Source organism: Citrobacter sp. RHBSTW-00017, from assembly GCF_013797615.1.
In the GTDB taxonomy this organism is placed as follows: Bacteria; Pseudomonadota; Gammaproteobacteria; order Enterobacterales; family Enterobacteriaceae; genus Citrobacter; species Citrobacter braakii.
Genome location: NZ_CP056899.1, coordinates 3,767,185 through 3,792,322, shown reverse-complemented (window position 1 = coordinate 3,792,322; position 25,138 = coordinate 3,767,185). Strand labels below are relative to the sequence as shown.

The window sequence follows — 25,138 nt, the reverse complement described above, 5'->3', positions numbered from 1 at the left end:
CGTATAGGGAGTAAGACGTTTGCTAGAACGATTGTCATGGAAAAGGTTGGTACTGGAGCTGATCCTGTGCTGCATACCGGCATTTATCCTTAGCGCTTTTTTCGGTTACCTGCCCTGGTTTTTACTGGCGTCGGTAACGGGCCTGCTTATCTGGCATTTCTGGAATTTATTACGTTTGTCCTGGTGGCTATGGGTCGACAGAAGCATGACGCCGCCGCCGGGGCGAGGCAGTTGGGAGCCGTTGTTGTACGGGCTGCATCAAATGCAACTGCGCAACAAAAAGCGCCGTCGTGAACTGGGTAATCTGATTAAACGTTTTCGCAGCGGGGCGGAATCGCTACCCGACGCGGTGGTGCTGACCACTGAAGAAGGCGGTATCTTCTGGTGTAACGGACTGGCCCAGCAGGTTCTGGGACTGCGCTGGCCGGACGATAGCGGGCAAAATATTCTTAACCTGTTGCGCTACCCGGAATTTACACAATATCTGAAAACGCGCGATTTTAGCCGACCGATCAATCTGGTACTCAATACCGGACGGCATCTGGAAATTCGCGTGATGCCCTATACCGATAAGCAACTGCTGATGGTGGCGCGCGACGTTACCCAGATGCATCAACTGGAAGGTTCACGACGTAACTTTTTCGCCAACGCCAGCCATGAACTGCGTACGCCTCTGACGGTGTTACAAGGGTACCTGGAAATGATGCAGGAGCATCCGCTGGAAGGGACGACGCGTGAAAAAGCGCTGCATACCATGCGTGAACAAACGTATCGCATGGAAGGGCTGGTGAAACAGCTGCTGACGCTGTCAAAAATTGAGGCTGCGCCGACGCTACTGCTCAATGAGAAGGTCGATGTGCCCATGATGCTGCGCGTGCTCGAACACGAAGCGCAAACGCTGAGCCAGCAAAAACATACGTTTACCTTTGATGTTGATAACAGCCTGAATGTGCGGGGTAACGAGGAGCAGTTGCGTAGCGCTATCTCGAATCTCGTCTACAACGCGGTGAACCATACGCCAGCGGGAACGCACATTACCGTACGCTGGCAGCATGTGGCGTCGGGGGCGGAGTTTTGCGTGGAAGACAACGGTCCAGGCATTGCCGCCGAGCATCTTCCACGCTTAACCGAACGTTTTTATCGTGTGGATAAGGCGCGATCGCGGCAAACGGGCGGCAGCGGACTTGGTCTGGCCATCGTTAAGCATGCGCTGCATCATCACGACAGTCGCTTGAATATCGAAAGCGAACCAGGCGTTGGGACGCGATTTAGTTTCGTGATCCCGGAACGTTTAATTGCCAAAATTAACGGTTAAGGCGCATTCGTAAGATAATCTTTCCAAAAGCCAGCGCAAGCTGGCTTTTTCTATGCGGTCAATATAACCATCCTGAATTTTACGACGTTTGGTTGTTTTTTGTTCGAACTATTACCCATGCCTTTTTCCATGAAATGGTGTTTTGTGCTAACCCCATTTTTCATATCGCTATATTGTTCTGGTTTTGGGATCCCACCTTGCTTTAAAACGTTATAAGCGTTTAAATTGCGCTCCAGGTGCTGTCATACCGACTGCATTTACGCGGTAAATCGAAAAACTATTCTTCGCCGCGCCAGTCTGGGAGTGTTTCCCGCTGGAATTGAGCAAAAATGCCGCTGTATTGTCCCCCAGGGAAAGGCAAAAATTTATTATTTTCAACACCACATCCACAGGCAGTAAGACTTTATGACCCATCAGTTAAAATCGCGCGATATTATCGCTTTGGGATTTATGACATTTGCACTGTTCGTTGGTGCAGGTAACATCATCTTCCCCCCAATGGTTGGTTTGCAGGCAGGTGAACACGTCTGGACTGCGGCTTTTGGCTTTTTGATTACCGCCGTTGGCCTGCCGGTACTTACCGTTGTCGCGCTGGCGAAAGTCGGTGGTGGTGTGGACCGACTGAGCACGCCTATCGGTAAAGTCGCTGGTTTGCTGCTGGCGACCGTGTGCTATCTGGCTGTTGGACCGTTATTTGCTACGCCGCGTACCGCAACGGTCTCTTTCGAAGTCGGGATTGCTCCGCTGACCGGTGACTCCGCGCTGCCGCTGCTTATCTACAGCGTGGTCTATTTCGCGATTGTGATTCTGGTTTCGCTGTATCCGGGCAAACTGCTGGATACGGTTGGTAATTTCCTGGCCCCGCTGAAAATCCTGGCGCTGGTGGTCCTGTCTGTCGCCGCAATCGTCTGGCCAGCAGGCCCGATCAGCAATGCGATGGAAGCCTATCAAACTGCGGCGTTTTCTAATGGCTTCGTGAACGGGTATCTGACCATGGATACGCTGGGCGCGATGGTATTTGGTATTGTTATCGTCAACGCCGCTCGCTCGCGTGGCGTTACTGAAGCGCGTCTGCTGACCCGTTATACCGTTTGGGCGGGTTTGATGGCGGGTGTGGGCTTAACGCTGCTGTATCTCGCGTTGTTCCGTCTGGGTTCAGATAGCGCAATTCTGGTCGATCAGTCTGCTAACGGCGCGGCAATTCTGCATGCGTATGTTCAGCACACCTTTGGTGGCGCAGGGAGCTTCCTGCTGGCGGCGTTGATTTTCATCGCCTGTCTGGTCACCGCTGTTGGCCTGACCTGCGCGTGCGCAGAGTTCTTTGCCCAGTACGTTCCACTGTCTTATCGTACGCTGGTATTTATCCTCGGCGGCTTCTCGATGGTGGTCTCTAACCTGGGTCTGAGCCATCTGATTCAGATCTCTATTCCGGTGCTGACGGCTATCTATCCGCCATGTATCGCACTGGTTGTATTAAGTTTTACCCGCTCATGGTGGCATAATTCTTCCCGCGTCATTGCACCTGCGATGTTTATCAGCCTGATTTTTGGTATCCTTGATGGCATTAAAGCTTCTGCAATTGGCGACGTGTTACCGGCCTGGACCCAGCGTTTACCGCTGGCGGAGCAGGGGCTGGCGTGGTTGATGCCAACAGTCGTGATGGTGGTCCTGGCAGTTATCTGGGATCGTGCAGCGGGTCGACAAGTGACCTCCAGCGCACACTAATATCACTGACAATAAGTTTTAACCACGGGGCTATTAACATGGCCCCGTGGTTTTTTATTGTGTTAACAGGTTAGGAATCGATGGAAAGTAATAACAAGCTAAAGCGTGGGCTGAGCACCCGGCACATTCGCTTTATGGCATTAGGTTCAGCAATTGGTACCGGGCTGTTCTACGGCTCGGCCGATGCCATCAAAATGGCGGGGCCAAGCGTGTTGCTGGCCTATATTATCGGCGGCGTAGCGGCGTATATCATTATGCGCGCGCTGGGCGAAATGTCCGTTCATAACCCTGCAGCCAGCTCCTTCTCGCGCTATGCGCAGGAAAACCTCGGACCGCTGGCAGGCTACATAACCGGCTGGACCTACTGTTTTGAAATCCTGATTGTCGCCATTGCCGATGTGACTGCCTTTGGTATTTATATGGGCGTCTGGTTCCCGGCCGTACCGCACTGGATTTGGGTACTCAGCGTGGTATTGATTATCTGCGCCATCAATCTGATGAGCGTGAAGGTGTTTGGCGAGCTGGAATTTTGGTTCTCGTTCTTTAAAGTTGCCACCATTATCATCATGATTGTCGCCGGTTTTGGCATCATCATTTGGGGGATTGGTAACGGCGGACAGCCTACCGGTATCCATAATCTGTGGAGCAACGGCGGTTTCTTCAGCAACGGCTGGCTCGGCATGGTGATGTCGCTACAAATGGTGATGTTCGCCTACGGCGGGATTGAGATTATTGGGATTACCGCTGGCGAAGCCAAAGACCCGGAAAAATCTATTCCGCGCGCCATCAATTCCGTACCGATGCGTATCCTCGTGTTTTACGTGGGGACGCTGTTCGTCATCATGTCTATTTACCCGTGGAACCAGGTCGGCACTGACGGTAGCCCGTTCGTTCTGACGTTCCAGCATATGGGGATTACCTTTGCCGCCGGGATCCTCAACTTCGTAGTCCTGACCGCGTCGCTGTCGGCCATCAACTCTGACGTCTTTGGCGTGGGGCGTATGCTGCACGGTATGGCGGAGCAGGGCAGCGCGCCGAAAATGTTCGCCAAGACGTCGCGTCGTGGCGTGCCATGGGTGACGGTGATGGTGATGACTATCGCGCTGCTGTTTGCGGTGTATCTTAACTACATCATGCCGGAAAACGTCTTCCTGGTGATCGCCTCTCTGGCGACCTTCGCAACGGTATGGGTGTGGATTATGATCCTGCTGTCACAAATTGCCTTCCGTCGTCGTCTGCCGCCGGAAGAGGTTAAGGCGCTGAAATTTAAAGTGCCGGGTGGGGTTGTGACGACCGTCATTGGCCTGATTTTCCTGGTCTTTATCATCGCGCTTATCGGCTATCATCCGGATACCCGCATTTCGCTATACGTCGGCTTTGCGTGGATTATCCTGCTGCTTGCCGGCTGGGTTTTCAAGCGCCGTCGCGAGCGCCAACTGGCTGAAGCGCAGTAATATTTTTGCCGGGTAGCTTAATGTTACCCGGCAATTTTCTCCTCCCCCACACTCCTCCCCCAATAAACGTTAAGATGATGAGTGATCCTGCACTTCGCTATGGCAAGGTGACGTCATTATCATCAAAGGGGATACGTGATGTTGAACGCCTGGCACCTTCCGGTTGCCCCATTTGTTAAGCAAAACAAAGATCAACTGACGATTACATTATGGCTGGCGGGGGAAAATCCACCCCAGCGGGTGACGCTACGCGCAGAAAACGATAACGAAGAGATTTCGCTGGGTATGCACAAGCAACGCAGCCAGCCGCTGCCGGGCGTGACCGCGTGGAGAGCGGCGATCGATCTCTCCAGCGGACAGCCTCGTCGACGCTATAGTTTTAAATTACTTTGGCTCGATCGTCAGCTGTGGTTCACCCCGCAGGGATTCAGCCGTTTTCCGCCTGCGCGTCTGGAGCAGTTTGCTGTTGATGTGCCGGATAACGGTCCGCAGTGGGTCGCCGATCAGATTTTTTACCAAATTTTCCCGGACCGTTTTGCCCGCAGCCAGTCGCGTGAAGCGACTCAGGATAACGTCTATTACCACCACGCCGCCGGACACGATATTGTGCGGCGCGAGTGGGATGAACCGCTTACGGCCCAGGCCGGTGGCTCCACGTTTTATGGCGGCGATTTGGACGGCATCAGCGAAAAGCTGCCGTATCTGAAAACGTTAGGCGTCACGGCGCTGTACCTGAATCCGGTATTTACCGCGCCGAGCGTGCATAAATACGATACCGAAGATTACCGTCATGTTGATCCGCAGTTTGGCGGCGACAGGGCGCTGCTGCGCCTGCGTCACACCACCCAACAGCAGGGGATGCGCCTGATTCTCGACGGTGTTTTTAACCATAGCGGCGATTCACACGCCTGGTTTGACCGACATAATCGGGGAACGGATGGCGCGTGCCATAATCCGCAATCCCCCTGGCGCGACTGGTATCATTTCTCAGCCGACGGCGTCGCGCTCGACTGGCTGGGGTATTCCAGCCTGCCCAAGCTGGACTTTTCCTCTGAAAGCCTGGTGAATGAAATTTATCGCGGCGAAGACAGTATCGTTCGCCACTGGCTGAAAGCGCCGTGGAGTATGGACGGCTGGCGTCTTGACGTGGTGCATATGCTGGGAGAGGCCGGTGGTGCGCACAACAACCTGCAGCACGTGGCCGGAATTACGCAGGCGGCGAAAGAGACCCAGTCAGAGGCGTATGTGGTGGGCGAGCATTTTGGCGACGCGCGTCAATGGTTGCAGGCCGACGCGGAAGATGCCGCCATGAACTATCGCGGTTTTACCTTCCCTGTATGGGGATTTCTCGCCAATACCGATATTTCATACGATCCGCAATTCATTGACGCCCAGACCTGTATGGCGTGGATGGATAACTATCGCGCGGGTTTGTCGCATCAGCAGCAGTTGCGGATGTTCAACCAGCTCGACAGCCACGATACCGCCCGTTTTAAATCTCTGCTCGGTAAAGACGTCGCACGTTTACCGTTGGCGGTGGTGTGGCTGTTTACCTGGCCTGGTGTGCCCTGTATTTACTACGGTGACGAAGTGGGACTGGATGGGAACAACGATCCGTTTTGTCGCAAACCATTCCCGTGGCAGCCTGAAAAACAGGACGTTAACCTGCTGGCGTTGTATCAGCGGCTGGCAACATTACGCCACCAGAGCCAGGCGCTGCGCCATGGTGGTTGTCAGGTGATTTACGCCGAGGATAACGTGGTGGTGTTTGTACGCGTGCTAAACCGCCAGCGCGTATTGGTGGCGATTAACCGTGGCCACGCTTGTGAAGTGGTCCTGCCAGCCTCGCCATTACTGAGCGTCAGTCAATGGCAGCACCAGGAGGGCAAAGGCGTGCTTGCCGAGGATATCCTGACGCTGCCGGCGATTTCCGCCTCGGTGTGGATGGGTCATTGATATAAGCGCGTAACATCCTGGCTTGCCAGCAGCGTTTCCCGCCACCAGCGCTGCGCCAGTCCATCGCGGTTATTGCGCCAGGCCATATAGGCCACGTCTTTTTGGCGAAATGAGATCACCGTTTTTTCCACCAGCTCGCCCGTGGCAAGCCACGGGTTAGCAATATGGCGGGGGAGAAATCCGCAGCCCAAGCCGGCCCGCAGTAGCATCACCTTACTGTGGAAATCATCAACGCGAATCTGCGCCTGCTCCTCCATCAGATTGGTTTGTAACGGATGACAAAAGCGGGCGCTGTCGCTAATGACAATCGCCCGGTGCAGGCACAGCTGTTCGTTAGTCAGGCCATCCGGTGCTGCGGCCAGCGGATGCTCAGGCGCAACGACAAACACATTGTCCAGCGTGCCAAGCATTTTGTAGGACCAGGCCGCTGACGTAGGCGGTTCATTAATCGCCCCCAAAATAATATCTGCTCCATTATGCGTCAGTTCCTCCCAGGAGCCCGCCAGCGTATGGTGGGTGAAGTTAAGGCGGGTTTGCTTATTCAGCGCGTGAAATTCATCGATAATGGGCAGCAGCGAGGCGAAAGGGAAGGAGTCGTCCAGCGCAATCGCCAGCTCTTTTTCCCAGCCTGAACTCAGCTGCACCGCCTGCTTTTCGAGATCTTTTGCCGCACTCAGCAGCAAACGTCCCTTTTCCAGCATCATCTGACCGGTGTCGGTAAATTTTGCCCGGTGACCGGAACGGTCAAGCAACTCGATATTCAAATCACTTTCCAGCTTTTGAATCATATAGCTGAGTGCTGCAGGGGTTTTAAACAGCGATTCGGCCGCTGCGGCAAATGAACCCTGTTTATCAAGTGCGTCGAGAATTAGCAAAACATCCAGATTGATGCGCATAAGCAGAAAATATCCTGAAAATTAAACCCCTCTGTTGTACCGAATGGAGAAAAACAATGCCAGTGAATAAATTAGATGAGTCATGCGCATTTTTTTGATGTTGTTTAGGATATATCGCAACACAAAATTAATAGTTTCACTGGATGGTAAGTTTTCTTTAATAACTCGTTAGAAATTTCCCGCTATACTCAACAAGCTTTCTGATTCAGGATCCTGCTGCTGACGGCAGATACAGACCGTTGCCTTTTAACTTATTGATTAAGAAGGTGTGCTATGTCTATTCGGGAACTGATTGACCCTCAAAACTCAACGCTTATTTTTATTGATCATCAGCCGCAAATGTCATTTGGTGTGGCGAATATTGACCGCCAGACTTTGAAAAATAATACCGTGGCATTAGCGAAGGCCGGGAAAATATTTAATGTTCCGGTGATTTATACTTCTGTGGAAACGAAAAGTTTTAGCGGTTATATCTGGCCGGAATTGTTAGCGGTTCATCCTGATGTGAAACCAATTGAACGCACCTCGATGAACTCCTGGGAAGATGCGGCGTTTGTGAAAGCCGTGGAAGCGACCGGGCGTAAAAAATTGATTATCTCCGCGCTGTGGACCGAAGTATGCCTGACTTTCCCGGCGCTGATGGCGCTGGAAGCGGGTTACGAAGTTTATGTGGTAACTGACACTTCCGGCGGCACGTCCGTGGATGCCCATGAGCGTTCTATCGACCGCATGGTACAGGCGGGCGCCGTACCAGTGACCTGGCAACAGGTTCTTCTCGAGTACCAGCGCGACTGGTCCCGCAAAGAAACCTACGACGCCGTCATGGATCTGGTACGTGAGCACAGCGGCGCCTACGGTATGGGCGTGGATTACGCCTACACCATGGTGCATGGCGCGCCGGAACGTAAAGCCTAAATACACCTCATCCTTCATGTTGCCTCTTTGTAGGCTTCGTTTGCGTACCCCGGTCACTCACTTTGTCAGCTTCCGGGGATACACAATCTTGCCGCTTCGATGCGCCATGAATGATTTTGTGTATTGCTTCCGTGGCCTAAGCGGGCCTGTTTCCTCTCCACAAGGAACCCTTTATGGCGCAGAACAAACATGTGACGTTGGTGATTTCCCACACCCTGCTGCCTGAACAAGCGCAGCGGTATGAGCAGTGGCTGGGGAAAATCATGCCGGTGGCGGCCGAGTTTCCCGGTCATCTTGGGGCGAATGTGATTCGTCCTGCAGATGGCAACAATTTGTGGAACATCATTATCCGCTTCGACACGCTTGAGCATCTGTATAACTGGACCCAGTCCGATACGCGCCGCGTGCTGGTCGAAGAGATTGCCCCGCTGCTGGCGGAAGGGGATAAAACTGAAATCCGCACCGAAGCGGCGTTCTGGTTTACACCGCCCGCGCCCCATGTACGTCAGCCCAGGCGCTGGAAACAGTTTCTGATAACTCTGCTGGTGATTTTTCCCAGCACCAATCTGGTGCCGTGGTTGACCGGTATTGTGCTGCCTGCCATGAAGGGCTCGTTACTCCTGCATCTGATCAATGATGCCTGTGTGGTTGCGCTGGTGGTCTGGTTCTGGATGCCCATCGTAACCCGTCTGTTTGCCGGATGGCTGAAAAAAGCCTGACCGGTTTCTCAGGAGATTGTTATGTCTCAAACTGCCACACTGATTCTGACTCACGGAAAAATTCATACTCTCGAAAGACAAAACCCGCAGGTCGAGGCGGTGGCGATCGCCAATGGTAAGATCCTGGCGACCGGTAGCCACGATCGCATCATGAGTTTTGCCACCGACGGGACGCAGGTTGTCGATCTGCAAGGGCATACGGTGATCCCGGGCCTGAACGATTCGCACCTGCACCTCATTCGCGGCGGTCTGAATTACAACCTGGAATTGCGTTGGGAAGGCGTTCCGTCGCTGGCGGACGCGCTACGCATGCTCAAAGAGCAGGCTGACAGAACGCCATCGCCGCAATGGGTGCGCGTGGTGGGCGGCTGGAGCGAATTCCAGTTTGCCGAACGTCGCATGCCAACCCTCGAAGAACTGAATGAAGCTGCCCCGGATACCCCAGTTTTTGTTCTGCACCTCTACGACAGAGCTTTGCTGAACCGTGCCGCACTGAAAGCAGTCGGCTACACCAAAGCGACGCCGGACCCGGCGGGTGGTGAGATTGTGCGTGATAGCAACGGTAACCCAACCGGGATGCTGATCGCCAAACCCAACGCCATGATCCTTTATTCGACGCTGGCAAAAGGACCAAAACTGCCGCTGGAAATGCAGGTCAACTCGACCCGGCAGTTTATGCGCGAGCTGAACCGTCTCGGGCTGACCAGCGCCATCGATGCAGGCGGTGGTTTTCAGAACTACCCGGAAGATTACGAGATAATTGAGCAGCTACACGCCAACAAACAGATGACGGTGCGCATCGCCTACAACTTGTTTACCCAGCGTCCGCAGCAGGAACTGGAAGACTTTGAGCGCTGGACCGATATGCTCAAACCAGGGCAGGGGACCGACTTCTACCGTGCCAATGGGGCAGGGGAAATGCTGGTCTTCTCGGCCGCGGATTTTGAAGACTTTCTCCAGCCACGCCCGGATCTGCCGGAAGGTATGGAAGATGAGCTGGAGCGCGTGGTGCGCCACCTCGTGGAGCACCGCTGGCCGTTCCGCCTGCACGCCACCTACGATGAATCCATCAGCCGAATGCTCGACGTATTCGAGAAGGTGAATCGCGATATCCCGTTCAATGGCCTGCACTGGTTCTTCGATCACGCTGAAACGATTACCGAACGGAATATCGAGCGCGTAAAAGCGCTGGGGGGCGGGATCGCTGTTCAGCACCGTATGGCGTTCCAGGGCGAATATTTTGTCGATCGCTATGGCAAAGATGCGGTCAAACATACCCCGCCAGTGGCGAAAATGCTGGCGGCTGACGTTCCGGTAGGGCTGGGGACTGATGCCACCCGCGTGGCCAGCTACAACCCGTGGACAGCGCTCTACTGGCTGGTTTCGGGCCGTACTGTGGGAGGGATGGCGATGTACGATGATAACAATCGCCTGCCGCGCGATGTGGCGCTGGAACTGTGGACGGCCGGTAGCGCCTGGTTCTCCAGCGAACAGGGTAAGAAAGGGCGCATCGAGAAAGACCAACTGGCCGACCTGGTGGTGCTGTCTAAAGATTACTTCAGTGTGCCGGAAGAGGAGATCAAAGGCATAGAGTCGGTAATGACCATTGTCGATGGCAAAGTGGTGTATGCGGCCGGGCATTTCACTCCGCTGGCGCCGCCGGCCATCCCGGTTGTACCTGACTGGTCGCCGGTGGTAAAAGTGCCGGGGCACTATCGCTCAGCGCCGCCTGCTGCGGCGAAAATTGGCGCAATGGTGCAGATGCACCAGTGCTGCGGCAGCTGCGGCGTACACGGTCATCAGCATGATATAGCGCGTAAATCGGCAATTCCGGTGTCAGATGACCGGGCTTTCTGGGGCGCGCTTGGCTGCTCCTGCTTCGCGTTTTAATCCCTCATCACAGCCCCTGGCCAAACGCAGGGGCTGATTGTCTATTCTGAAAAGCGGTTCATCGTGTTAACCGATATGGCGCAACTGCAACAATTTGTGTCATTCTGGTCTGTCTTTATACAGTGAAGGTGGAAACATGGATGAGCTGCTAACCCTTGGCTGCATTGTATTATTCTTCGCGCTGGTAGTGGTTCCTGGCCTCGCGATCGTGGCATTCAGACGCAGTGCGGCTGTACGTTCTGAGCTGATGGCCTTGCGCCGTCGGGTAGAGGAGCTGGAGCTGCGCGGTGTGGCGCAGACCAGCGCCGTTGAGCCAACGGCAGCAAAAGATATTGTTCCTGCCGATGCGCCAACGGCTGCGATGAGCAGCGTATCGCCGGAGCCAGTAACTGAGCCGCCGCCTGAGCCCGTTAACACGTGGGTTTCACAGCCGAAGCCGGATAATGCGGCGGTATCTACGCCCGACGTCGAGCGGCCTTCTGCTTTTGGCGGGGTAATGTCATCGCTGGTGCGCTGGTTTATGCAGGGTAACCCGTTGGCAAAGCTCGGTATTTTGCTCCTGTTTTTGGGGCTTTCTTTCCTGCTGCGTTATACGGTCGAACATTCTCTGTTTCCGCTGGAGCTGCGTCTGGTGGCGGCCGCGCTGTTCGCTATTGTGCTGTTGGCGTTGGGCTGGCGGCTGCGGCATAAGCAACCGATCTATGCGCTGATATTACAGGGGGGAGCTACCGGAGCACTCTATCTCACCGTGTTTGGCGCGTTCCGGCTGTGGCAAATGCTGCCAATGACGCTGGCATTTGCGCTGCTGGTGGCGATTTGTGCGGCGAGTGTGGGGCTGGCTATTCTGCAAAAGGCGCTCAGCCTGGCGATGCTGGCAAGTCTTGGCGGTTATCTCGCGCCGCTGTTGCTTTCCACCGGCGGCGGCAGTCATGTCGCGCTCTTCTCATTCTATCTTCTGCTCTCGGTCGGCATTCTCGCCATCAGCATTTGGCAGCACTGGCGGGAGCTTAATCTGCTTGGCCTGCTGTTCACCTTCGGCGTTGGCGGGGTGTGGGGCCTGGAGGGCTATCGACCAGAGTATTACCTGAGTTGCCAACTGTTCCTGATCGCCAACACGATTATTTTTGGCGTGCTGAGCGTGGCGTTGTCGCTCCGGGCGCAGGAAAAAGGCAAACAGATTATTGACGGCGTACTGCTGTTTGCCCCACCGCTGATCGGTTTTGGAATGCAGTATGCCATTACCCGGCATATGGCTTATGGTCCGGCGCTTAGTGCGCTGGGTTACGGTGGTTTCTATCTGGTGTTAGCAAAGTTTGCGTTGCGCCGTTCCTCTTCTCTGGGGAGACCTCTGGTATTGTCCGCCCTGGCGCTCGGTGGTGCGTTTACCACGCTTGCTATCCCGTTGGCGCTTTCAGCCCGTTGGACGGCGATGGCCTGGTCGCTGGAGGGGCTTGGGATCCTCTGGCTGGGCGTGCAACAACAGCAACGACGCATGAGTTATAGCGGTTCGGCGCTGCTCGTGCTGGCCGTGGGCAGCGCGCTATGGGCGCTGGCGAACGGAACAACCGCGCTCTCAGTCATGCTGATTTTTGCCGTGCTCAGCCTCAGTTGGCTGGTTGCTGCTTGGCTATGGCGCAACATTTGGATGCCGGGCAGTTGGGCGCTACTCGCTGGTGGTTTGGTTTTCTGGATTGTTGCGCTCGTTGCGGCATCGCAACTCGTTCTGAAACAGGAGCGGTGGGTACTGTCTGGCGTGCTGGCATTAATGGCGGTATCGAGCTGGGGCTGGCGAAGTATCGCGGGTCGCCTGGCGTGGCGGGAGCTGGATGCCAGTAAATGGCTGCTGTGGCCGATGATGCTGGTGATGCTGATGTATCAGATCGCTGTACAGCAGATTTTTGCGGCGGGCTGGCCGAATCTGGCCTGGTGCGCGGCGCTAATTGTTGCGGTAGCGCTGCTCTGGCGTGATGCACAAATATTACCGCCAATGCTTTCCAGACTGGCGCATTTATCGTTCTTCTGGATGATTTTACTGGCGCTCGCGGTTGAACTGTTCTGGTTCGCGCAGGGGCTGCCGTGGGGAAGGGCTGCGTGGGGTAGCGGCCTGATGATGGCGGCTGGCGGGCTGCTTATTTTCCTGATTTATCAGTCTGTTCATCGACAAATCTAGCCGTTTCGCATCTGGCCGGCCCTCTATTCTGTTCAGGCGATGGTTCCCGTTGTGCTGGTGCTGGTCGGTCTGCTCGTGCTGACGAATTTACAAGATGGCATGGTTTATCGTCAGACTTATCTGCCGTTGCTCAACCCGCAGGAAGAGGGCGCAGCTTTTGCCCTGCTGGGCTTGGTGGTGTTTTATCGCGCGTCTGAACGCTATTTCCCGGTGCAGCTTTCGGTATGCCGCCCATGGCCGGTTGTGGCGCTGATGGCGCTCAGCTTTTGGTGGCTCAATGGTGTGCTGCTGCGCGCATTGTCCTGGTATGGCGAGGTTGCGTGGCGTGTAGACGCACTATGGGATTCACGGCTGATTCAAACCTGTTTTGCTCTGTTCTGGATGCTGGCGGCATTGGTGGTGATGCTGCGGGCGACCCGGCGCCGCTCGCGTCGGGAATGGCTGTGTGGCGCGGTATTGTTGGGGATAGTCATTGTGAAACTGATGCTGGTGGACAGCGCAGGAGGCGGCGGCCTGGCGCGCGCGGTTGCGTTTATCGGCGTGGCCATTCTGGTGTTGATTATCGGGTATTTTTCACCATTACCGCCCAAAGCTGGAGAAGAAAAATGAAATGGATGAAAGCGGTGTTATGCAGCGTACTGCTGGGCGCGACAGGCGCGGCGGTAAGCAGCGATGAAGTGAAAGAGTCTCCGGCGGACTACGTAACGGGGGTGACGCTGGAAACTACGGGCACATCGCCGTGGTATCGCGTTTCGCTACCTCCGGCGGTGTATCCGGGTACCGCCTGGGCGGATTTGCGCGATGTCCGGGTCTTTAACCATCTGGGGGAGACGGTGCCGTTTACTCTGGTGGCGCAGAAAACCCAGCCCGTTACGCCAGAGGCAGTGGCGCTGCGTTTTTTCCCGCTTGATATGTCACCGGTTGCGCCGCGTGAGGAGGGGCAACGAGGCGGAGACGCTATTGTTTTACGCTCGAAGAGCGGCATTGAAATTCATTTGCAAAGTGATGATGTCAAAGCGCTCGGCCAGAGCTATTTACTGACGCTCCCGGAAGAGACGAAAGATGCCTTTTCACTGGCGCAGTTACGCCTGAACTGGGACTCGCAGGCGGGCAACTGGCAGGGGAAAGCCTCGGTTTATGCAAGCAGTGATTTGCGCTACTGGCGACCCGTGCAGGAAGATGCGCCGTTAATGGATCTGACGCGTGATAACGATCGCCTGAAAATGGACACCATCAGCGCCAGCCTCACGCTCTCTGTGGAGGCGACTCGCTACCTGCTTGTGATCCTCGACTCGCAAAGTCCGGCGCTGACGTTAAACAGCGTGAGCGCGATAGCGGCCAGCAGCGAGCCGGAATCCGAGCGTATCGTGATTGAAGCCCAGGGGATTAAGGTTTCGGATGACGAAGCCGTCTGGCGATGGGCGCAGCCCCAGCCGCTGACCTCGCTTCGCATCGATCTGGAAAGTGAAGGTGTTTTACCGGTGGAACTGGCCTGGCGCAGCGCTGAAAAAGAGCCCTGGCAGCCGCTGACAAAAACCATGCTTTACAATCTGGACTGGAGGAGTGCGGAAGATATTCGTCTTTCCGGTCAGTTGGTTGAGGCTGTCCGGATGACGACCATTAACGCCCGGTTGCCAGAGAGGCTGCCTGAGTTGAGCGGCATGCGCGACAGTTATCAACTGGTGTTTAATACGCAGGGCAAAGGGCCTTATATGCTGGCGTGGGGAAACCGGGCGGCGAAAAAGGCAGATGTTGGTCTCGATATGCTGATCCCGGCGTCGCTGCGTAAATCGCAGGAGATAGATTATCTACCGTGGGCGACTCTTCAGGAGAGCGTGGCGCTTGGTGGTGAAGCGCGATTGACGGCAACGTCAGTAGCTGAGCAACAAAGCCAGTGGAAAACGTTGTTGGTGTGGGGGGCGTTAATTCTTGGGGTCGCCGTACTGGCGCTTATGGCGTGGCGAATCTGGCGTGAAGTGAAAAAGGGTAATCCGACATAAACCAATAAAAGAGGCCCGCATTTGCGGGCCTCTTACGATTCATGCCAATTACAGGCTGGAAACGTTCTCGGTCAGGTATTTTGCTACGCCGTCCGGAGACGCGTTCATACCTTCTTTACCTTTTTCCCACTGTGCCGGGCAAACGTCGCCGTGCTCTTCGTGGAACTGCAGCGCGTCAACCATGCGCAGCATTTCGTCGATGTTACGACCCAGCGGCAGATCGTTAACCACCTGGTGGCGAACAACGCCGTTAGCGTCGATCAGGAAAGAACCGCGCAGAGCAACGCCCGCTTCCGGGTGCTCGATGCCGTAGGCTTTCTGGATTTCGCGTTTGATGTCAGCAACCATTGCGTATTTCACTGCACCGATGCCGCCTTTGTCGACAGGGGTGTTACGCCATGCGTTGTGGACAAATTCAGAGTCGAAGGAAACGCCAACAACTTCCACGCCGCGCTTCTGGAATTCTTCGTAACGTTTGTCGAAAGCGATCAGTTCAGACGGGCAAACGAAGGTGAAGTCCATCGGCCAGAAGAACAGAACGGTAGTTTTACCGTTGGTATGCTGTTTGAAGTTGAAGTTTTCAACGATCTCACCGCTACCCAGTACCGCAGCTGCTGTGAAATCCGGAGCCTGACGAGTTACCAGTACCATATAATTCTCCTGCAATGTTAAGGGGTTTTTGGAACGCAACGCGGGCCAGTATAGAGAGTGTTCGGGAATAAGACAAAGAGGCGCTGGCAATCAATGAGACAGGTTTTGTCTATCAATCTTTTGCCGGATGGCGGCTACTGCTTATCCGGCGGCTAATACGGGCTGTAGTCAAAGGGTTTTACGCTGCGCCTGTTCCATCATTTGCGGATAAAACTGCCAGAATCGTTCCTCTAACGCATCGTAATGCGTATCCAGGTCATACCATGAGTCACGCAGGGCATCGAGTCGTGGGCGGCGGCTGGCCATGCCATTCAGGACGTTCTGGATAAAATCCATGTCCCGATAGCGCTCAAGCCATTTCTCTGACCATATATAGTTGTTTAAATTGATAAAGCGCGGTGGCGATTCAGGCAAAATAGTGGTCACCTGGGTGCGAGCATAGCGCACAAAGTCCGCCAGCGGGAAGTCGGGGGATATTTCCGACCAGTGGCGCGACAGAAAATGATCCCACATTACGTCCAGCGTAATTGGCGCGACACGGCGCGTTTCGCTGCGAAACCACTCTTTGGCTTCACGCACCTGCGGCAGGTTATCGGTCATCACGTCGATACGACGGTGCATGAAGATGCCTTCTACCACGTCAGGCGAAAAGTGCGTTTCCGGATTGCCCCGGACAAAGTCGGCCAACAAATTGCCGGAAAGCGAGCTGTCGGCAAGGTGAGCCAGATGCAAATGTGCAAGAAAATTCATATCCACTTCATCCTTCAAACTGCCTCTTTGTTGGCTGCCTTCTCTCACCCCTGTCACTTACTTGAGTAAGCTCCCGGGGACTCATTCAGTTGCCGCCTCGATGCATCTTGAATGATTTTGTGTATAGATTATGTCTTTTAACTTGAGGGGTAAAGGTTGCAGGGAGGACGCCCCGGCACTAGACTACCCGCCTCTTATTTTAGTCTGAGTCAGTGTCATGCGCGTTACCGATTTCACCTTTGAACTACCCGAATCCCTGATTGCCCACTATCCGCAAGCTGAGCGCAGTAGTTGCCGCTTGCTGTCTTTGGACGGGCCGACGGGCGCGCTGACGCACGGTACTTTCACCGATTTGCTCGATAAGCTCAACCCTGGCGATTTGCTGGTCTTTAACAACACCCGCGTTATTCCGGCGCGTCTGTTTGGCCGTAAAGCCAGCGGCGGCAAGATCGAAGTGCTGGTCGAGCGTATGTTGGATGACAAACGTATTCTGGCGCATATTCGCGCCTCGAAAGCGCCAAAGCCGGGGGCCGAGCTGCTGCTGGGCGACGACGAAAGTATTAAAGCAACGATGGTGGCACTCCATGACGCGCTGTTTGAAGTCGAGTTTAACGACGAGCGCAGCGTGCTGGATATCCTTAACGCCATCGGCCATATGCCGCTGCCACCGTATATTGACCGTCCGGATGAAGACGCCGATCGCGAGCTGTATCAGACCGTGTATAGCGAAAAACCGGGTGCGGTCGCCGCGCCGACTGCGGGTCTGCACTTTGACGATCCGCTGCTGGCTAAGCTGCGCGATAAAGGCATTGAAATGGCGTTCGTCACGCTGCACGTGGGCGCGGGGACTTTCCAGCCGGTGCGCGTAGACACCATCGAAGATCACATCATGCACTCCGAATATGCGGAAGTGCCGCAGGATGTCGTTGATGCTGTGCTGGCGGCGAAAGCGCGCGGAAACCGCGTGATTGCGGTGGGCACCACCTCCGTACGTTCACTGGAAAGCGCGGCGCAGGCGGCCAAAAACGACCTTATCGAGCCGTTTTTCGGCGATACGCAAATATTCATTTATCCTGGCTATAAATATCAGGTGATTGATGCCCTGGTAACCAACTTCCACCTGCCGGAATCAACGCTGATCATGCTGGTTTCCGCGTTTGCTGGTTATAAAAACACCATGCACGCCTATCATGAAGCGGTAAAAGCGGAATATCGCTTTTTTAGTTACGGTGATGCGATGTTTATCACGTACAATCCGCAGGCTATTTCTGAGCGTGTCGGGGAATAAATCCGCGATATGAGTATTTAAAACGTCGGACTGTTTTTCTGACGCAGGAGTTAAGATGAAATTTGAACTGGATACCACAGACGGTCGCGCTCGCCGCGGCCGCCTGGTTTTTGATCGTGGCGTAGTAGAAACACCTGCTTTTATGCCGGTCGGTACTTACGGCACCGTGAAAGGCATGACGCCGGAAGAAGTTGAAGCAACTGGCGCGCAGATTATCCTCGGTAACACCTTCCACCTGTGGCTGCGCCCGGGGCAGGAAATCATGAAACTGCATGGCGATCTGCACGATTTTATGCAGTGGAAAGGGCCAATCCTCACCGATTCCGGCGGCTTCCAGGTTTTCAGCCTGGGTGATATCCGTAAGATTACCGAGCAGGGCGTGCATTTCCGTAACCCAATCAACGGCGATCCGATTTTCCTCGATCCCGAGAAGTCGATGGAGATTCAATACGATCTCGGTTCCGATATCGTCATGATCTTCGACGAATGTACACCGTATCCGGCCGACTGGGACTATGCTAAACGCTCGATGGAGATGTCTCTGCGTTGGGCGAAGCGCAGTCGGGATCGTTTTGATAGCCTCGGCAACAAAAATGCGCTTTTTGGCATCATTCAGGGCAGTGTTTACGAAGATTTACGTGATATCTCCGTTAAAGGTCTGGTAGACATCGGTTTTGATGGCTACGCTGTCGGCGGTTTGGCTGTCGGTGAGCCGAAGGAAGATATGCACCGCATCCTGGAGCATGTATGCCCACAGATTCCGGCAGATAAACCTCGTTACCTGATGGGCGTCGGCAAACCAGAAGATCTGGTTGAAGGCGTACGTCGCGGTATCGATATGTTTGACTGCGTGATGCCAACGCGAAATGCCCGTAATGGTCATTTGTTTGTGACTGACGGCGTGGTAAAAATTCGTAACGCGAAACATAAAAGCGACACCAGTCCGCTCGATGCTGAGTGTGATTGCTACACCTGTCGCAATTATTCGCGCGCTTACTTGCATCATCTCGACCGTTGCAACGAAATATTGGGCGCGCGACTCAACACGATTCATAACCTTCGCTACTACCAGCGTTTGATGGCGGGTTTACGCAAGACTATTGAAGAGGGTAAATTAGAGAGCTTCGTGACCGATTTTTACCAACGTCAGGGTAGACCAGTTCCACCTGTGAACGTTGATTAATTTTAATAATGAGGGAATTTGAATGAGCTTTTTTATTTCTGATGCGGTAGCGGCAACAGGTGCTCCGGCGCAGGGCAGCCCGATGTCTCTGATTCTGATGCTGGTGGTGTTTGGTCTGATTTTCTACTTCATGATCCTGCGCCCGCAGCAAAAGCGCACCAAAGAACACAAAAATCTGATGAACTCCATTGCGAAAGGCGATGAAGTGCTGACTAACGGTGGTCTGGTGGGTCGCGTGACCAAAGTAGCAGAATCTGGCTACATCGCTATCGCGCTGAACGACACCACTGAAGTGGTTATTAAACGTGATTTCGTAGCTGCCGTTCTGCCGAAAGGCACCATGAAGGCGCTGTAATTTATTGTTTTCCCAAAGGGAACTGCCGTGTTAAACCGTTATCCTTTGTGGAAGTATGTCATGCTGATCGTCGTTATTGTCGTCGGTCTGCTCTATGCGCTTCCCAACCTGTATGGTGAGGATCCGGCTGTTCAAATCACTGGCGTGCGCGGTGCCGCCGCCAGTGAGCAAACGCTGATCCAGGTCCAGAAAACGTTACAAGAAGATAAAATCACACCTAAGTCTGTGGCTCTGGAAGAGGGTGCTATTCTTGCGCGCTTCGACTCCACTGATACCCAACTGCGCGCTCGTGAAGTGTTAATGGGCGTATTGGGCGATCAATACGTCGTGGCGCTTAACCTTGCACCGGCAACTCCACGCTGGCTGGCAGCCATTCACGCAGAACCGATGAAACTCGGTCTTGACCTGCGTGGCGGCGTTCACTTCCTGATGGAAGTGGATATGGACACCGCGCTGAGTAAGTTGCAGGAACAAAATATCGATAGCCTGCGCAGCGATCTGCGTGAAAAAGGCATTCCTTATACTACCGTTCGCAAAGAAGATAACTACGGTCTGAGCATCACCTTCCGTGATAGCAGCGCTCGTGATGAAGCTATCTCTTACCTGAGCAAGCGTCACCAGGATCTGGTTATTTCCAGCCAGGGCAGCAATGCTCTGCGTGCGGTGATGACCGATGCGCGCCTGAGCGAAGCCCGTGAGTACGCGGTACAGCAGAACATCAACATTCTGCGTAATCGTGTTAACCAACTGGGTGTTGCTGAGCCGGTGGTCCAACGTCAGGGTGCTGACCGCATTGTGGTCGAACTGCCAGGCATTCAGGATACCGCGCGTGCGAAAGAAATTCTGGGCGCTACCGCGACGCTGGAATTCCGTCTGGTGAACACCAACGTTGACCAGTCTGCTGCGGCATCCGGGCGTGTACCGGGTGATTCGGAAGTGAAACAGTCTCGTGAAGGTCAGCCGGTTGTGCTGTACAAACGCGTGATCCTGACCGGTGATCATATCACCGACTCCACTTCCAGCCAGGACGAATACAATCAGCCGCAGGTTAACATCTCGCTGGATAGCGCGGGTGGTAACATCATGTCCAACTTCACCAAGGACAACATCGGTAAGCCGATGGCGACCCTGTTCGTGGAGTACAAAGACAGCGGTAAAAAAGATGCCAACGGTCGCGCAGTGCTGGTGAAACAGGAAGAGGTGATTAACATCGCCAACATCCAGTCTCGCCTGGGCAACAGCTTCCGTATCACCGGTATTAACAACCCGAACGAAGCGCGTCAGCTTTCTCTGCTGTTACGTGCCGGTGCGTTGATTGCGCCGATTCAGATTGTTGAAGAACGTACCATCGGTCCTACCCTGGGTATGCAGAACATTAAACAGGGTCTGGAAGCGTGTCTGGCCGGTCTGGTGGTGTCTATCCTGTTCATGATCTTCTTCTATAAGAAGTTCGGTCTGATCGCGACCAGTGCGCTGATTGCTAACCTGGTACTGATTGTCGGTATTATGTCGCTGCTGCCGGGCGCTACGCTGAGTATGCCGGGGATTGCGGGGATCGTCTTAACCCTTGCCGTCGCGGTCGATGCGAACGTACTGATTAACGAACGTATCAAAGAAGAGTTGAGTAACGGGCGTTCGGTGCAGCAGGCCATCAATGAAGGTTATGCGGGTGCATTTAGCTCCATCTTTGATGCGAACATTACGACGCTGATTAAGGTCATTATCCTGTACGCAGTTGGCACCGGGGCAATTAAAGGGTTCGCGATTACTACCGGTATTGGTGTGGCGACGTCGATGTTTACCGCGATTGTCGGTACACGTGCCATCGTAAACCTGTTGTATGGCGGCAAGCGCGTCAAAAAGCTGTCAATCTGAGGAGTGCGAAGTGGCACAGGAATATACTGTTGAACAATTGAACCACGGCCGTAAAGTCTGGGACTTTATGCGCTGGGACTACTGGGCTTTCGGCATTTCAGGTTTCCTGCTGATTGCGGCCATCGTGGTGATGGGCGTACGCGGGTTTAACTGGGGGCTCGATTTCACCGGTGGTACGGTAATTGAAATCACGCTGGAAAAACCGGCCGATATGGACGTGATGCGCGATGCGCTGGAGAAAGCGGGCTTTGTTGATCCGCTTCTGCAGAACTTCGGCAGCAGCCACGACATTATGGTGCGTATGCCGCCAACTGAAGGCGCAGACGGCGGTCAGGTACTGGGCAGCAAAGTGTTGAGTGTGATTAACGAATCCACCAACCAAAACGCCGCGGTGAAACGAATTGAATTCGTGGGGCCGAGCGTGGGTGCAGACCTGGCGCAAACCGGTGCAATGGCGCTGATGGCGGCGTTAATATCCATCCTGGTGTACGTCGGTTTCCGCTTTGAGTGGCGACTGGCGGCAGGGGTAGTTATCGCTCTGGCGCACGACGTGATTATCACACTTGGGATCCTGTCGTTGTTCCATATCGAAATTGATCTGACTATCGTCGCATCGTTGATGTCGGTAATCGGTTACTCGCTGAACGACAGTATCGTCGTATCTGACCGTATTCGTGAAAACTTCCGCAAAATTCGTCGCGGTACGCCTTACGAAATCTTTAACGTGTCATTGACTCAGACGCTGCACCGTACGTTGATTACGTCCGGTACGACGTTGATGGTTATTCTGATGCTGTTCCTGTTCGGTGGTCCGGTACTGGAAGGCTTCTCGCTGACGATGCTGATCGGTGTTTCCATCGGTACTGCATCTTCTATCTACGTAGCATCGGCGCTGGCGCTGAAGCTGGGTATGAAGCGTGAGCACATGCTGCAGCAGAAGGTTGAGAAAGAAGGGGCGGATCAACCGTCAATTCTGCCTTAAACTATTAAGAGTGAAGATACTGGAATCCCGATCGCAAGGTCGGGATTTTTTTTGCCTGCGATTTGCTAGCAGTCCATTATCTTTTCCGGTCGCCATACTACTGACAGTATGCTGTCAGTAGCCCTGTCTTATAGTCCTTCTGAGATTACCCACACAGGCAGGAGGAAGTATGAATAACGTAATTAGCTGGTTTGAAATCCCCGTGGCACAAATGGAGCGCGCCATTGCTTTTTATGAGCCAGTGATGCAGGTTTCTTTGCGTCGTGAGAATATGGACAGCGCGGAGCTGGCCGTATTTCCACATCAGGATCCCGCTCCCGGCGGGGCGCTGGCTAAATTTGACGGTATTACGCCTTCAGCGCAGGGCGCTATTATTTATCTGCATACGGACGATTTGGCTGCAACGCTTAAACGCGTCGCCACCGCTGGCGGCCAGTGCGTGTTTGGTCCGCTCGAACTGGGGCAGGATATTGGCACTATTGCGCTGTTTACTGACAGCGAAGGCAATCGTGTTGGTTTACATCAACCCGCGTAATATTTTCAGGACTGAGGATTAAAATGACCAGACGCGCCGACCGCTTGTTTCAGATTGTACAAATCCTGCGTGGCAGGCGAGTGACAACGGCGGCGCTGCTGGCAGAACGTCTTGAGGTTTCTGAACGGACGATTTATCGCGATATCCGCGATCTCTCTTTATCCGGCGTGCCCATTGAAGGAGAAGTGGGCAGTGGATACCGCTTAATGGCGGGGTTTGATCTGCCGCCGTTGATGTTAACGCATCGCGAATCAGAAGCGTTAATGGTAGCGATTCGGTTGCTGAAAACATGGGGTGGGGATTCACTCTCACAGGCGCTGGAATCCGCGCAGGAAAAAGTGCTGGCGATATTGCCGCCAGAGTGTCGGCGCAGAGCCGAGCAAACGCGGGTTTTCGCGCCAGATTTTGGCAATCAGCCGCATTCACGCAGTGCTTTTGATCTCATACATCGCGCGGTTTCGGCGCAGCAGGTGCTGGCGCTGCATTATCGCGACGAGTCCGGGAATCTCTCCTGGCGCGACGTTCAGCCGCTGGGGTTATTTTTCTGGGGTGAGCACTGGTTGCTGGTTGCCTGGTGCGAGAAACGTAACGATTATCGCTGCTTTCGCGTTGATCGGTGTCTGAAGATCACGCTGCTCGACAGGCATTTTCGTGAATCTGCAGATCGCTCGCTAAGTGACTTTTTACGTAAAGTACGCTGTGAAGACCAGCCATAAAAAAGCCAGCGGTTAAGCTGGCTTGTCTGCGATAAATTGGCAGGATTAGAAGTTGTAACCTACGACCAGGTAACCACCCCAACCGGTAGATTTCGCGCTGAAGTCGCCTTCGCCCCAGTTCAGAGTATCTCCACCTTTCCACTGGCCGCCGTTATGGAAGTAACGCGCTACTACGGAGTAGTGCCAGTGATCGTAGTTCAGCGCCAGGACGTGGCTGGAAGCGATAGAATTGCTGGTGCGGTTCGGATCATCACCCAAATCGGAGCCCCAGTCGAAGTTGGTGAAGCCGATGTAGGTCAGTTGGCCGCCCCAAACCTGGGTGATCGGCACAAAGTATTTCACTTTGAAACGGTAGCCATCCCACTCGTTTTCGTTGGATGCGCCATAGTTCTGCCACTGGTACTTAGCATACACGTTCAGGGACAGACCCATCGGCAGACCGGTATCGATATCGGTACCCAGACCCATATACCAGGTGCTCTGGCGGCTGGCTTTGTTATCACCCATATCGTAGATGTAGTTGTTGGCGAAATACCACTCTTTGAACGGACCAAAGCTCAGGTCAGCACCGGTCAGTTTATCGATGGAGAAACGCGGTTCGATTTCCATAAACAGCGGGGAACCGTCAGACCAGATGCCTTTATCGTTGCCGTTACCCCAGTCGAAGGTTTTCGGAATATCGATGTAGCCATAGAAGTCAAACCAGTCTTTTTTGGCAAACGCTTCGTATTCCAGATAAACGTCGTTGTTCAGTTTCGGGGAGAAACGGGTGTGGTAGCTTCCCACCACGTTGACGCTCTGGTGCCACCAGTCGGACAGATATTGCGGTTTGTCATTTTCTGCAGCGTTGGCAGTAAAAGACGAGGAGAGCGCCAGCACTGCACCGGCTGCAAGTAATGTTTTTTTCATATGTATGCCACTGTTTGAAATCCCTTTCGGGAGTGAAAAAGGCGCAAATTGCGTTTCTAAATATTTCGTGTTTCTTCGGAGCCTATTATAAAAATCATTGTTCACAAAAATATGTGTTGTTTCACAGTTCTATCATTTACGTAATCGATTGCGTTCACGTTTGCTTACTTTAGGCGGCGAATTGTACTGGCTCCCATGAATGTTGCCAAGTTTTACCAGAAATATCGGTTATGTCAGGTGAGTAACAAAACGGGCCGGAGTGATGTTGCGGAACGCACAAAACGTCCCGCAAAAAAGTTTATTGATTAACAGGCTGGATGTCGTGGATACGAACAAATCCTAACTGGTCCGGAGAGAGGCCATTTATCTGCAGCGGAATGTCTACGTCGCTGGGAGCAAGGATACTTGCCGGGGCCGTTACCAATTGGTTCTGAACGTTCGTTTCCTGATAGTTATCCGTGGTGCCCTGAATTTGTCCATACTCGACGGTGGCGCTAAAGGCGGGTAAAGGCGTAGTGGATTCACCCTGAATACGTAATGTGAGCCGCGTGCCGTCGGCGTTCGGCGCAATATTGACAAGTGACATCCGTAACATGCCAATCTGGCTGTCCAGTCGGGCTGGTGTATTGGAACCCGGCAGCAGATAGGCTCCACTGGTTGATTTGGCATTCAACATATTTTGTTGTGTAATTTTTACCGTTTCCTGATTTAGCTGTGTCATCTCTTTATTCAACGTGCTAACGCTTTGATGCATCTGGCGTACTTCGCTTTGCTGTGCGCATGCGCTAAGACTAAAGAGACTTCCCACCAGGAGAATTCTTAGGTAACGTCTTGTCATTGTGATTACTTCCTTC

Annotated in this window: 20 protein-coding genes and 1 pseudogene; 16 read left to right on the top strand and 5 right to left on the bottom strand. The window is 53.9% G+C overall.

Going from position 1 to position 25,138, the window contains the following annotated elements; genetic code table 11:
• Positions 1 to 19 precede the first annotated feature (19 nt).
• From phoR to malZ, 4 genes are all read left to right on the top strand, one after another.
• A complete protein-coding gene (gene phoR, locus HV037_RS18445) occupies positions 20 to 1,315 on the top strand; it encodes a phosphate regulon sensor histidine kinase PhoR (protein ID WP_016155846.1) in 1,296 nt (431 codons plus the stop codon).
• Between the two features lie 405 nt (positions 1,316 to 1,720).
• A complete protein-coding gene (brnQ, locus tag HV037_RS18440; protein WP_016152017.1) occupies positions 1,721 to 3,040 on the top strand; it encodes a branched-chain amino acid transporter carrier protein BrnQ in 1,320 nt (439 codons plus the stop codon).
• An 80-nt stretch (positions 3,041 to 3,120) separates the two neighbouring features.
• Positions 3,121 to 4,494, top strand: a complete 1,374-nt coding sequence (gene proY, locus HV037_RS18435) for a proline-specific permease ProY (protein WP_016152018.1) — start codon at positions 3,121 to 3,123, stop codon at positions 4,492 to 4,494.
• Between the two features lie 138 nt (positions 4,495 to 4,632).
• On the top strand, positions 4,633 to 6,450 hold the full coding sequence (malZ, locus tag HV037_RS18430; protein WP_103283537.1) for a maltodextrin glucosidase: 1,818 nt from the start codon (positions 4,633 to 4,635) through the stop codon (positions 6,448 to 6,450).
• Here the strand turns inward: malZ and HV037_RS18425 are convergent.
• Positions 6,444 to 7,346 carry a LysR family transcriptional regulator gene (locus HV037_RS18425; protein WP_049042268.1) on the bottom strand — a complete coding sequence of 301 codons (903 nt, stop codon included), beginning with the start codon at positions 7,344 to 7,346 and terminating at the stop codon, positions 6,444 to 6,446. The genes malZ and HV037_RS18425 overlap by 7 nt on opposite strands.
• A gap of 273 nt (positions 7,347 to 7,619) precedes the next feature.
• Here HV037_RS18425 and HV037_RS18420 point away from each other — a divergent pair, with 273 nt between their 5' ends.
• The 5 genes and pseudogenes from HV037_RS18420 to HV037_RS18400 all read left to right on the top strand — a co-directional run bounded on the left by HV037_RS18420 (position 7,620) and on the right by HV037_RS18400 (position 15,040).
• Entirely contained in the window at positions 7,620 to 8,261 is a 642-nt protein-coding gene (locus HV037_RS18420) for a hydrolase (protein WP_003021513.1), read from the top strand.
• Between the two features lie 173 nt (positions 8,262 to 8,434).
• Positions 8,435 to 8,980, top strand: a complete 546-nt coding sequence (locus HV037_RS18415) for an antibiotic biosynthesis monooxygenase (protein WP_016152022.1) — start codon at positions 8,435 to 8,437, stop codon at positions 8,978 to 8,980.
• A gap of 21 nt (positions 8,981 to 9,001) precedes the next feature.
• The gene (locus HV037_RS18410) at positions 9,002 to 10,870 is read left to right on the top strand and encodes an amidohydrolase (RefSeq protein WP_016155848.1); all 1,869 of its coding nucleotides are present in this window, start codon (positions 9,002 to 9,004) and stop codon (positions 10,868 to 10,870) included.
• Positions 10,871 to 11,006: 136 nt separating this feature from the next.
• Positions 11,007 to 13,649, top strand: a pseudogene (locus tag HV037_RS18405) (DUF2339 domain-containing protein).
• The gene (locus HV037_RS18400) at positions 13,646 to 15,040 is read left to right on the top strand and encodes a DUF3999 domain-containing protein (RefSeq protein WP_103283538.1); all 1,395 of its coding nucleotides are present in this window, start codon (positions 13,646 to 13,648) and stop codon (positions 15,038 to 15,040) included. The pseudogene HV037_RS18405 and the gene HV037_RS18400 overlap by 4 nt, the downstream one beginning before the upstream one ends.
• Positions 15,041 to 15,088: 48 nt before the next feature.
• Here the strand turns inward: HV037_RS18400 and HV037_RS18395 are convergent, their stop codons facing one another.
• Together HV037_RS18395 and acpH are read right to left on the bottom strand one after the other, a co-directional pair.
• Positions 15,089 to 15,691 (bottom strand): peroxiredoxin, encoded by a 603-nt coding sequence (locus HV037_RS18395; RefSeq protein ID WP_003021524.1) that lies wholly within the window; start codon positions 15,689 to 15,691, stop codon positions 15,089 to 15,091.
• A gap of 168 nt (positions 15,692 to 15,859) precedes the next feature.
• The gene (gene acpH / locus HV037_RS18390; RefSeq protein ID WP_016155851.1) at positions 15,860 to 16,441 is read right to left on the bottom strand and encodes an ACP phosphodiesterase; all 582 of its coding nucleotides are present in this window, start codon (positions 16,439 to 16,441) and stop codon (positions 15,860 to 15,862) included.
• 217 nt (positions 16,442 to 16,658) lie between these two features.
• Here acpH and queA point away from each other — a divergent pair, with 217 nt between their 5' ends.
• The 7 genes from queA (at position 16,659) to HV037_RS18355 (ending at position 23,375) form a co-directional block, all read left to right on the top strand.
• On the top strand, positions 16,659 to 17,729 hold the full coding sequence (queA, locus tag HV037_RS18385; protein WP_181545564.1) for a tRNA preQ1(34) S-adenosylmethionine ribosyltransferase-isomerase QueA: 1,071 nt from the start codon (positions 16,659 to 16,661) through the stop codon (positions 17,727 to 17,729).
• A 55-nt stretch (positions 17,730 to 17,784) separates the two neighbouring features.
• Positions 17,785 to 18,912: a tRNA guanosine(34) transglycosylase Tgt gene (tgt, locus tag HV037_RS18380; RefSeq protein WP_103283539.1), complete on the top strand. Its 1,128-nt coding sequence runs from the start codon at positions 17,785 to 17,787 to the stop codon at positions 18,910 to 18,912.
• A 22-nt stretch (positions 18,913 to 18,934) separates the two neighbouring features.
• Positions 18,935 to 19,267: a preprotein translocase subunit YajC gene (gene yajC / locus HV037_RS18375; protein ID WP_003021544.1), complete on the top strand. Its 333-nt coding sequence runs from the start codon at positions 18,935 to 18,937 to the stop codon at positions 19,265 to 19,267.
• 27 nt (positions 19,268 to 19,294) lie between these two features.
• On the top strand, positions 19,295 to 21,142 hold the full coding sequence (gene secD, locus HV037_RS18370) for a protein translocase subunit SecD (protein ID WP_003021547.1): 1,848 nt from the start codon (positions 19,295 to 19,297) through the stop codon (positions 21,140 to 21,142).
• Positions 21,143 to 21,152: 10 nt separating this feature from the next.
• Positions 21,153 to 22,124 (top strand): protein translocase subunit SecF, encoded by a 972-nt coding sequence (gene secF / locus HV037_RS18365; protein WP_003021550.1) that lies wholly within the window; start codon positions 21,153 to 21,155, stop codon positions 22,122 to 22,124.
• Between the two features lie 169 nt (positions 22,125 to 22,293).
• A complete protein-coding gene (locus HV037_RS18360; protein ID WP_016152028.1) occupies positions 22,294 to 22,659 on the top strand; it encodes a VOC family protein in 366 nt (121 codons plus the stop codon).
• Positions 22,660 to 22,682: 23 nt separating this feature from the next.
• Positions 22,683 to 23,375, top strand: a complete 693-nt coding sequence (locus tag HV037_RS18355) for a YafY family protein (protein WP_103283540.1) — start codon at positions 22,683 to 22,685, stop codon at positions 23,373 to 23,375.
• A gap of 45 nt (positions 23,376 to 23,420) precedes the next feature.
• On the opposite strand, the gene HV037_RS18350 is transcribed toward HV037_RS18355, so the two are convergent.
• Both HV037_RS18350 and HV037_RS18345 read right to left on the bottom strand, forming a co-directional pair.
• Positions 23,421 to 24,284, bottom strand: a complete 864-nt coding sequence (locus tag HV037_RS18350; protein ID WP_003021561.1) for a nucleoside-specific channel-forming protein Tsx — start codon at positions 24,282 to 24,284, stop codon at positions 23,421 to 23,423.
• A gap of 298 nt (positions 24,285 to 24,582) precedes the next feature.
• Positions 24,583 to 25,122 carry a DUF3251 domain-containing protein gene (locus tag HV037_RS18345; RefSeq protein WP_016155853.1) on the bottom strand — a complete coding sequence of 180 codons (540 nt, stop codon included), beginning with the start codon at positions 25,120 to 25,122 and terminating at the stop codon, positions 24,583 to 24,585.
• Positions 25,123 to 25,138: the final 16 nt, after the last annotated feature.

Coding starts and splice junctions, on each gene's coding strand:
- brnQ (WP_016152017.1), top strand. CDS start 1,721: ATGACCCATCAGTTAAAATCGCGCGATATTATCGCTTTGGGATTTATG.
- proY (WP_016152018.1), top strand. CDS start 3,121: ATGGAAAGTAATAACAAGCTAAAGCGTGGGCTGAGCACCCGGCACATT.
- malZ (WP_103283537.1), top strand. CDS start 4,633: ATGTTGAACGCCTGGCACCTTCCGGTTGCCCCATTTGTTAAGCAAAAC.
- HV037_RS18425 (WP_049042268.1), bottom strand. CDS start 7,346: ATGCGCATCAATCTGGATGTTTTGCTAATTCTCGACGCACTTGATAAA.
- HV037_RS18420 (WP_003021513.1), top strand. CDS start 7,620: ATGTCTATTCGGGAACTGATTGACCCTCAAAACTCAACGCTTATTTTT.
- HV037_RS18415 (WP_016152022.1), top strand. CDS start 8,435: ATGGCGCAGAACAAACATGTGACGTTGGTGATTTCCCACACCCTGCTG.
- HV037_RS18410 (WP_016155848.1), top strand. CDS start 9,002: ATGTCTCAAACTGCCACACTGATTCTGACTCACGGAAAAATTCATACT.
- HV037_RS18400 (WP_103283538.1), top strand. CDS start 13,646: ATGAAATGGATGAAAGCGGTGTTATGCAGCGTACTGCTGGGCGCGACA.
- HV037_RS18395 (WP_003021524.1), bottom strand. CDS start 15,691: ATGGTACTGGTAACTCGTCAGGCTCCGGATTTCACAGCAGCTGCGGTA.
- acpH (WP_016155851.1), bottom strand. CDS start 16,441: ATGAATTTTCTTGCACATTTGCATCTGGCTCACCTTGCCGACAGCTCG.
- queA (WP_181545564.1), top strand. CDS start 16,659: ATGCGCGTTACCGATTTCACCTTTGAACTACCCGAATCCCTGATTGCC.
- tgt (WP_103283539.1), top strand. CDS start 17,785: ATGAAATTTGAACTGGATACCACAGACGGTCGCGCTCGCCGCGGCCGC.
- yajC (WP_003021544.1), top strand. CDS start 18,935: ATGAGCTTTTTTATTTCTGATGCGGTAGCGGCAACAGGTGCTCCGGCG.
- HV037_RS18360 (WP_016152028.1), top strand. CDS start 22,294: ATGAATAACGTAATTAGCTGGTTTGAAATCCCCGTGGCACAAATGGAG.
- HV037_RS18355 (WP_103283540.1), top strand. CDS start 22,683: ATGACCAGACGCGCCGACCGCTTGTTTCAGATTGTACAAATCCTGCGT.
- HV037_RS18350 (WP_003021561.1), bottom strand. CDS start 24,284: ATGAAAAAAACATTACTTGCAGCCGGTGCAGTGCTGGCGCTCTCCTCG.
- HV037_RS18345 (WP_016155853.1), bottom strand. CDS start 25,122: ATGACAAGACGTTACCTAAGAATTCTCCTGGTGGGAAGTCTCTTTAGT.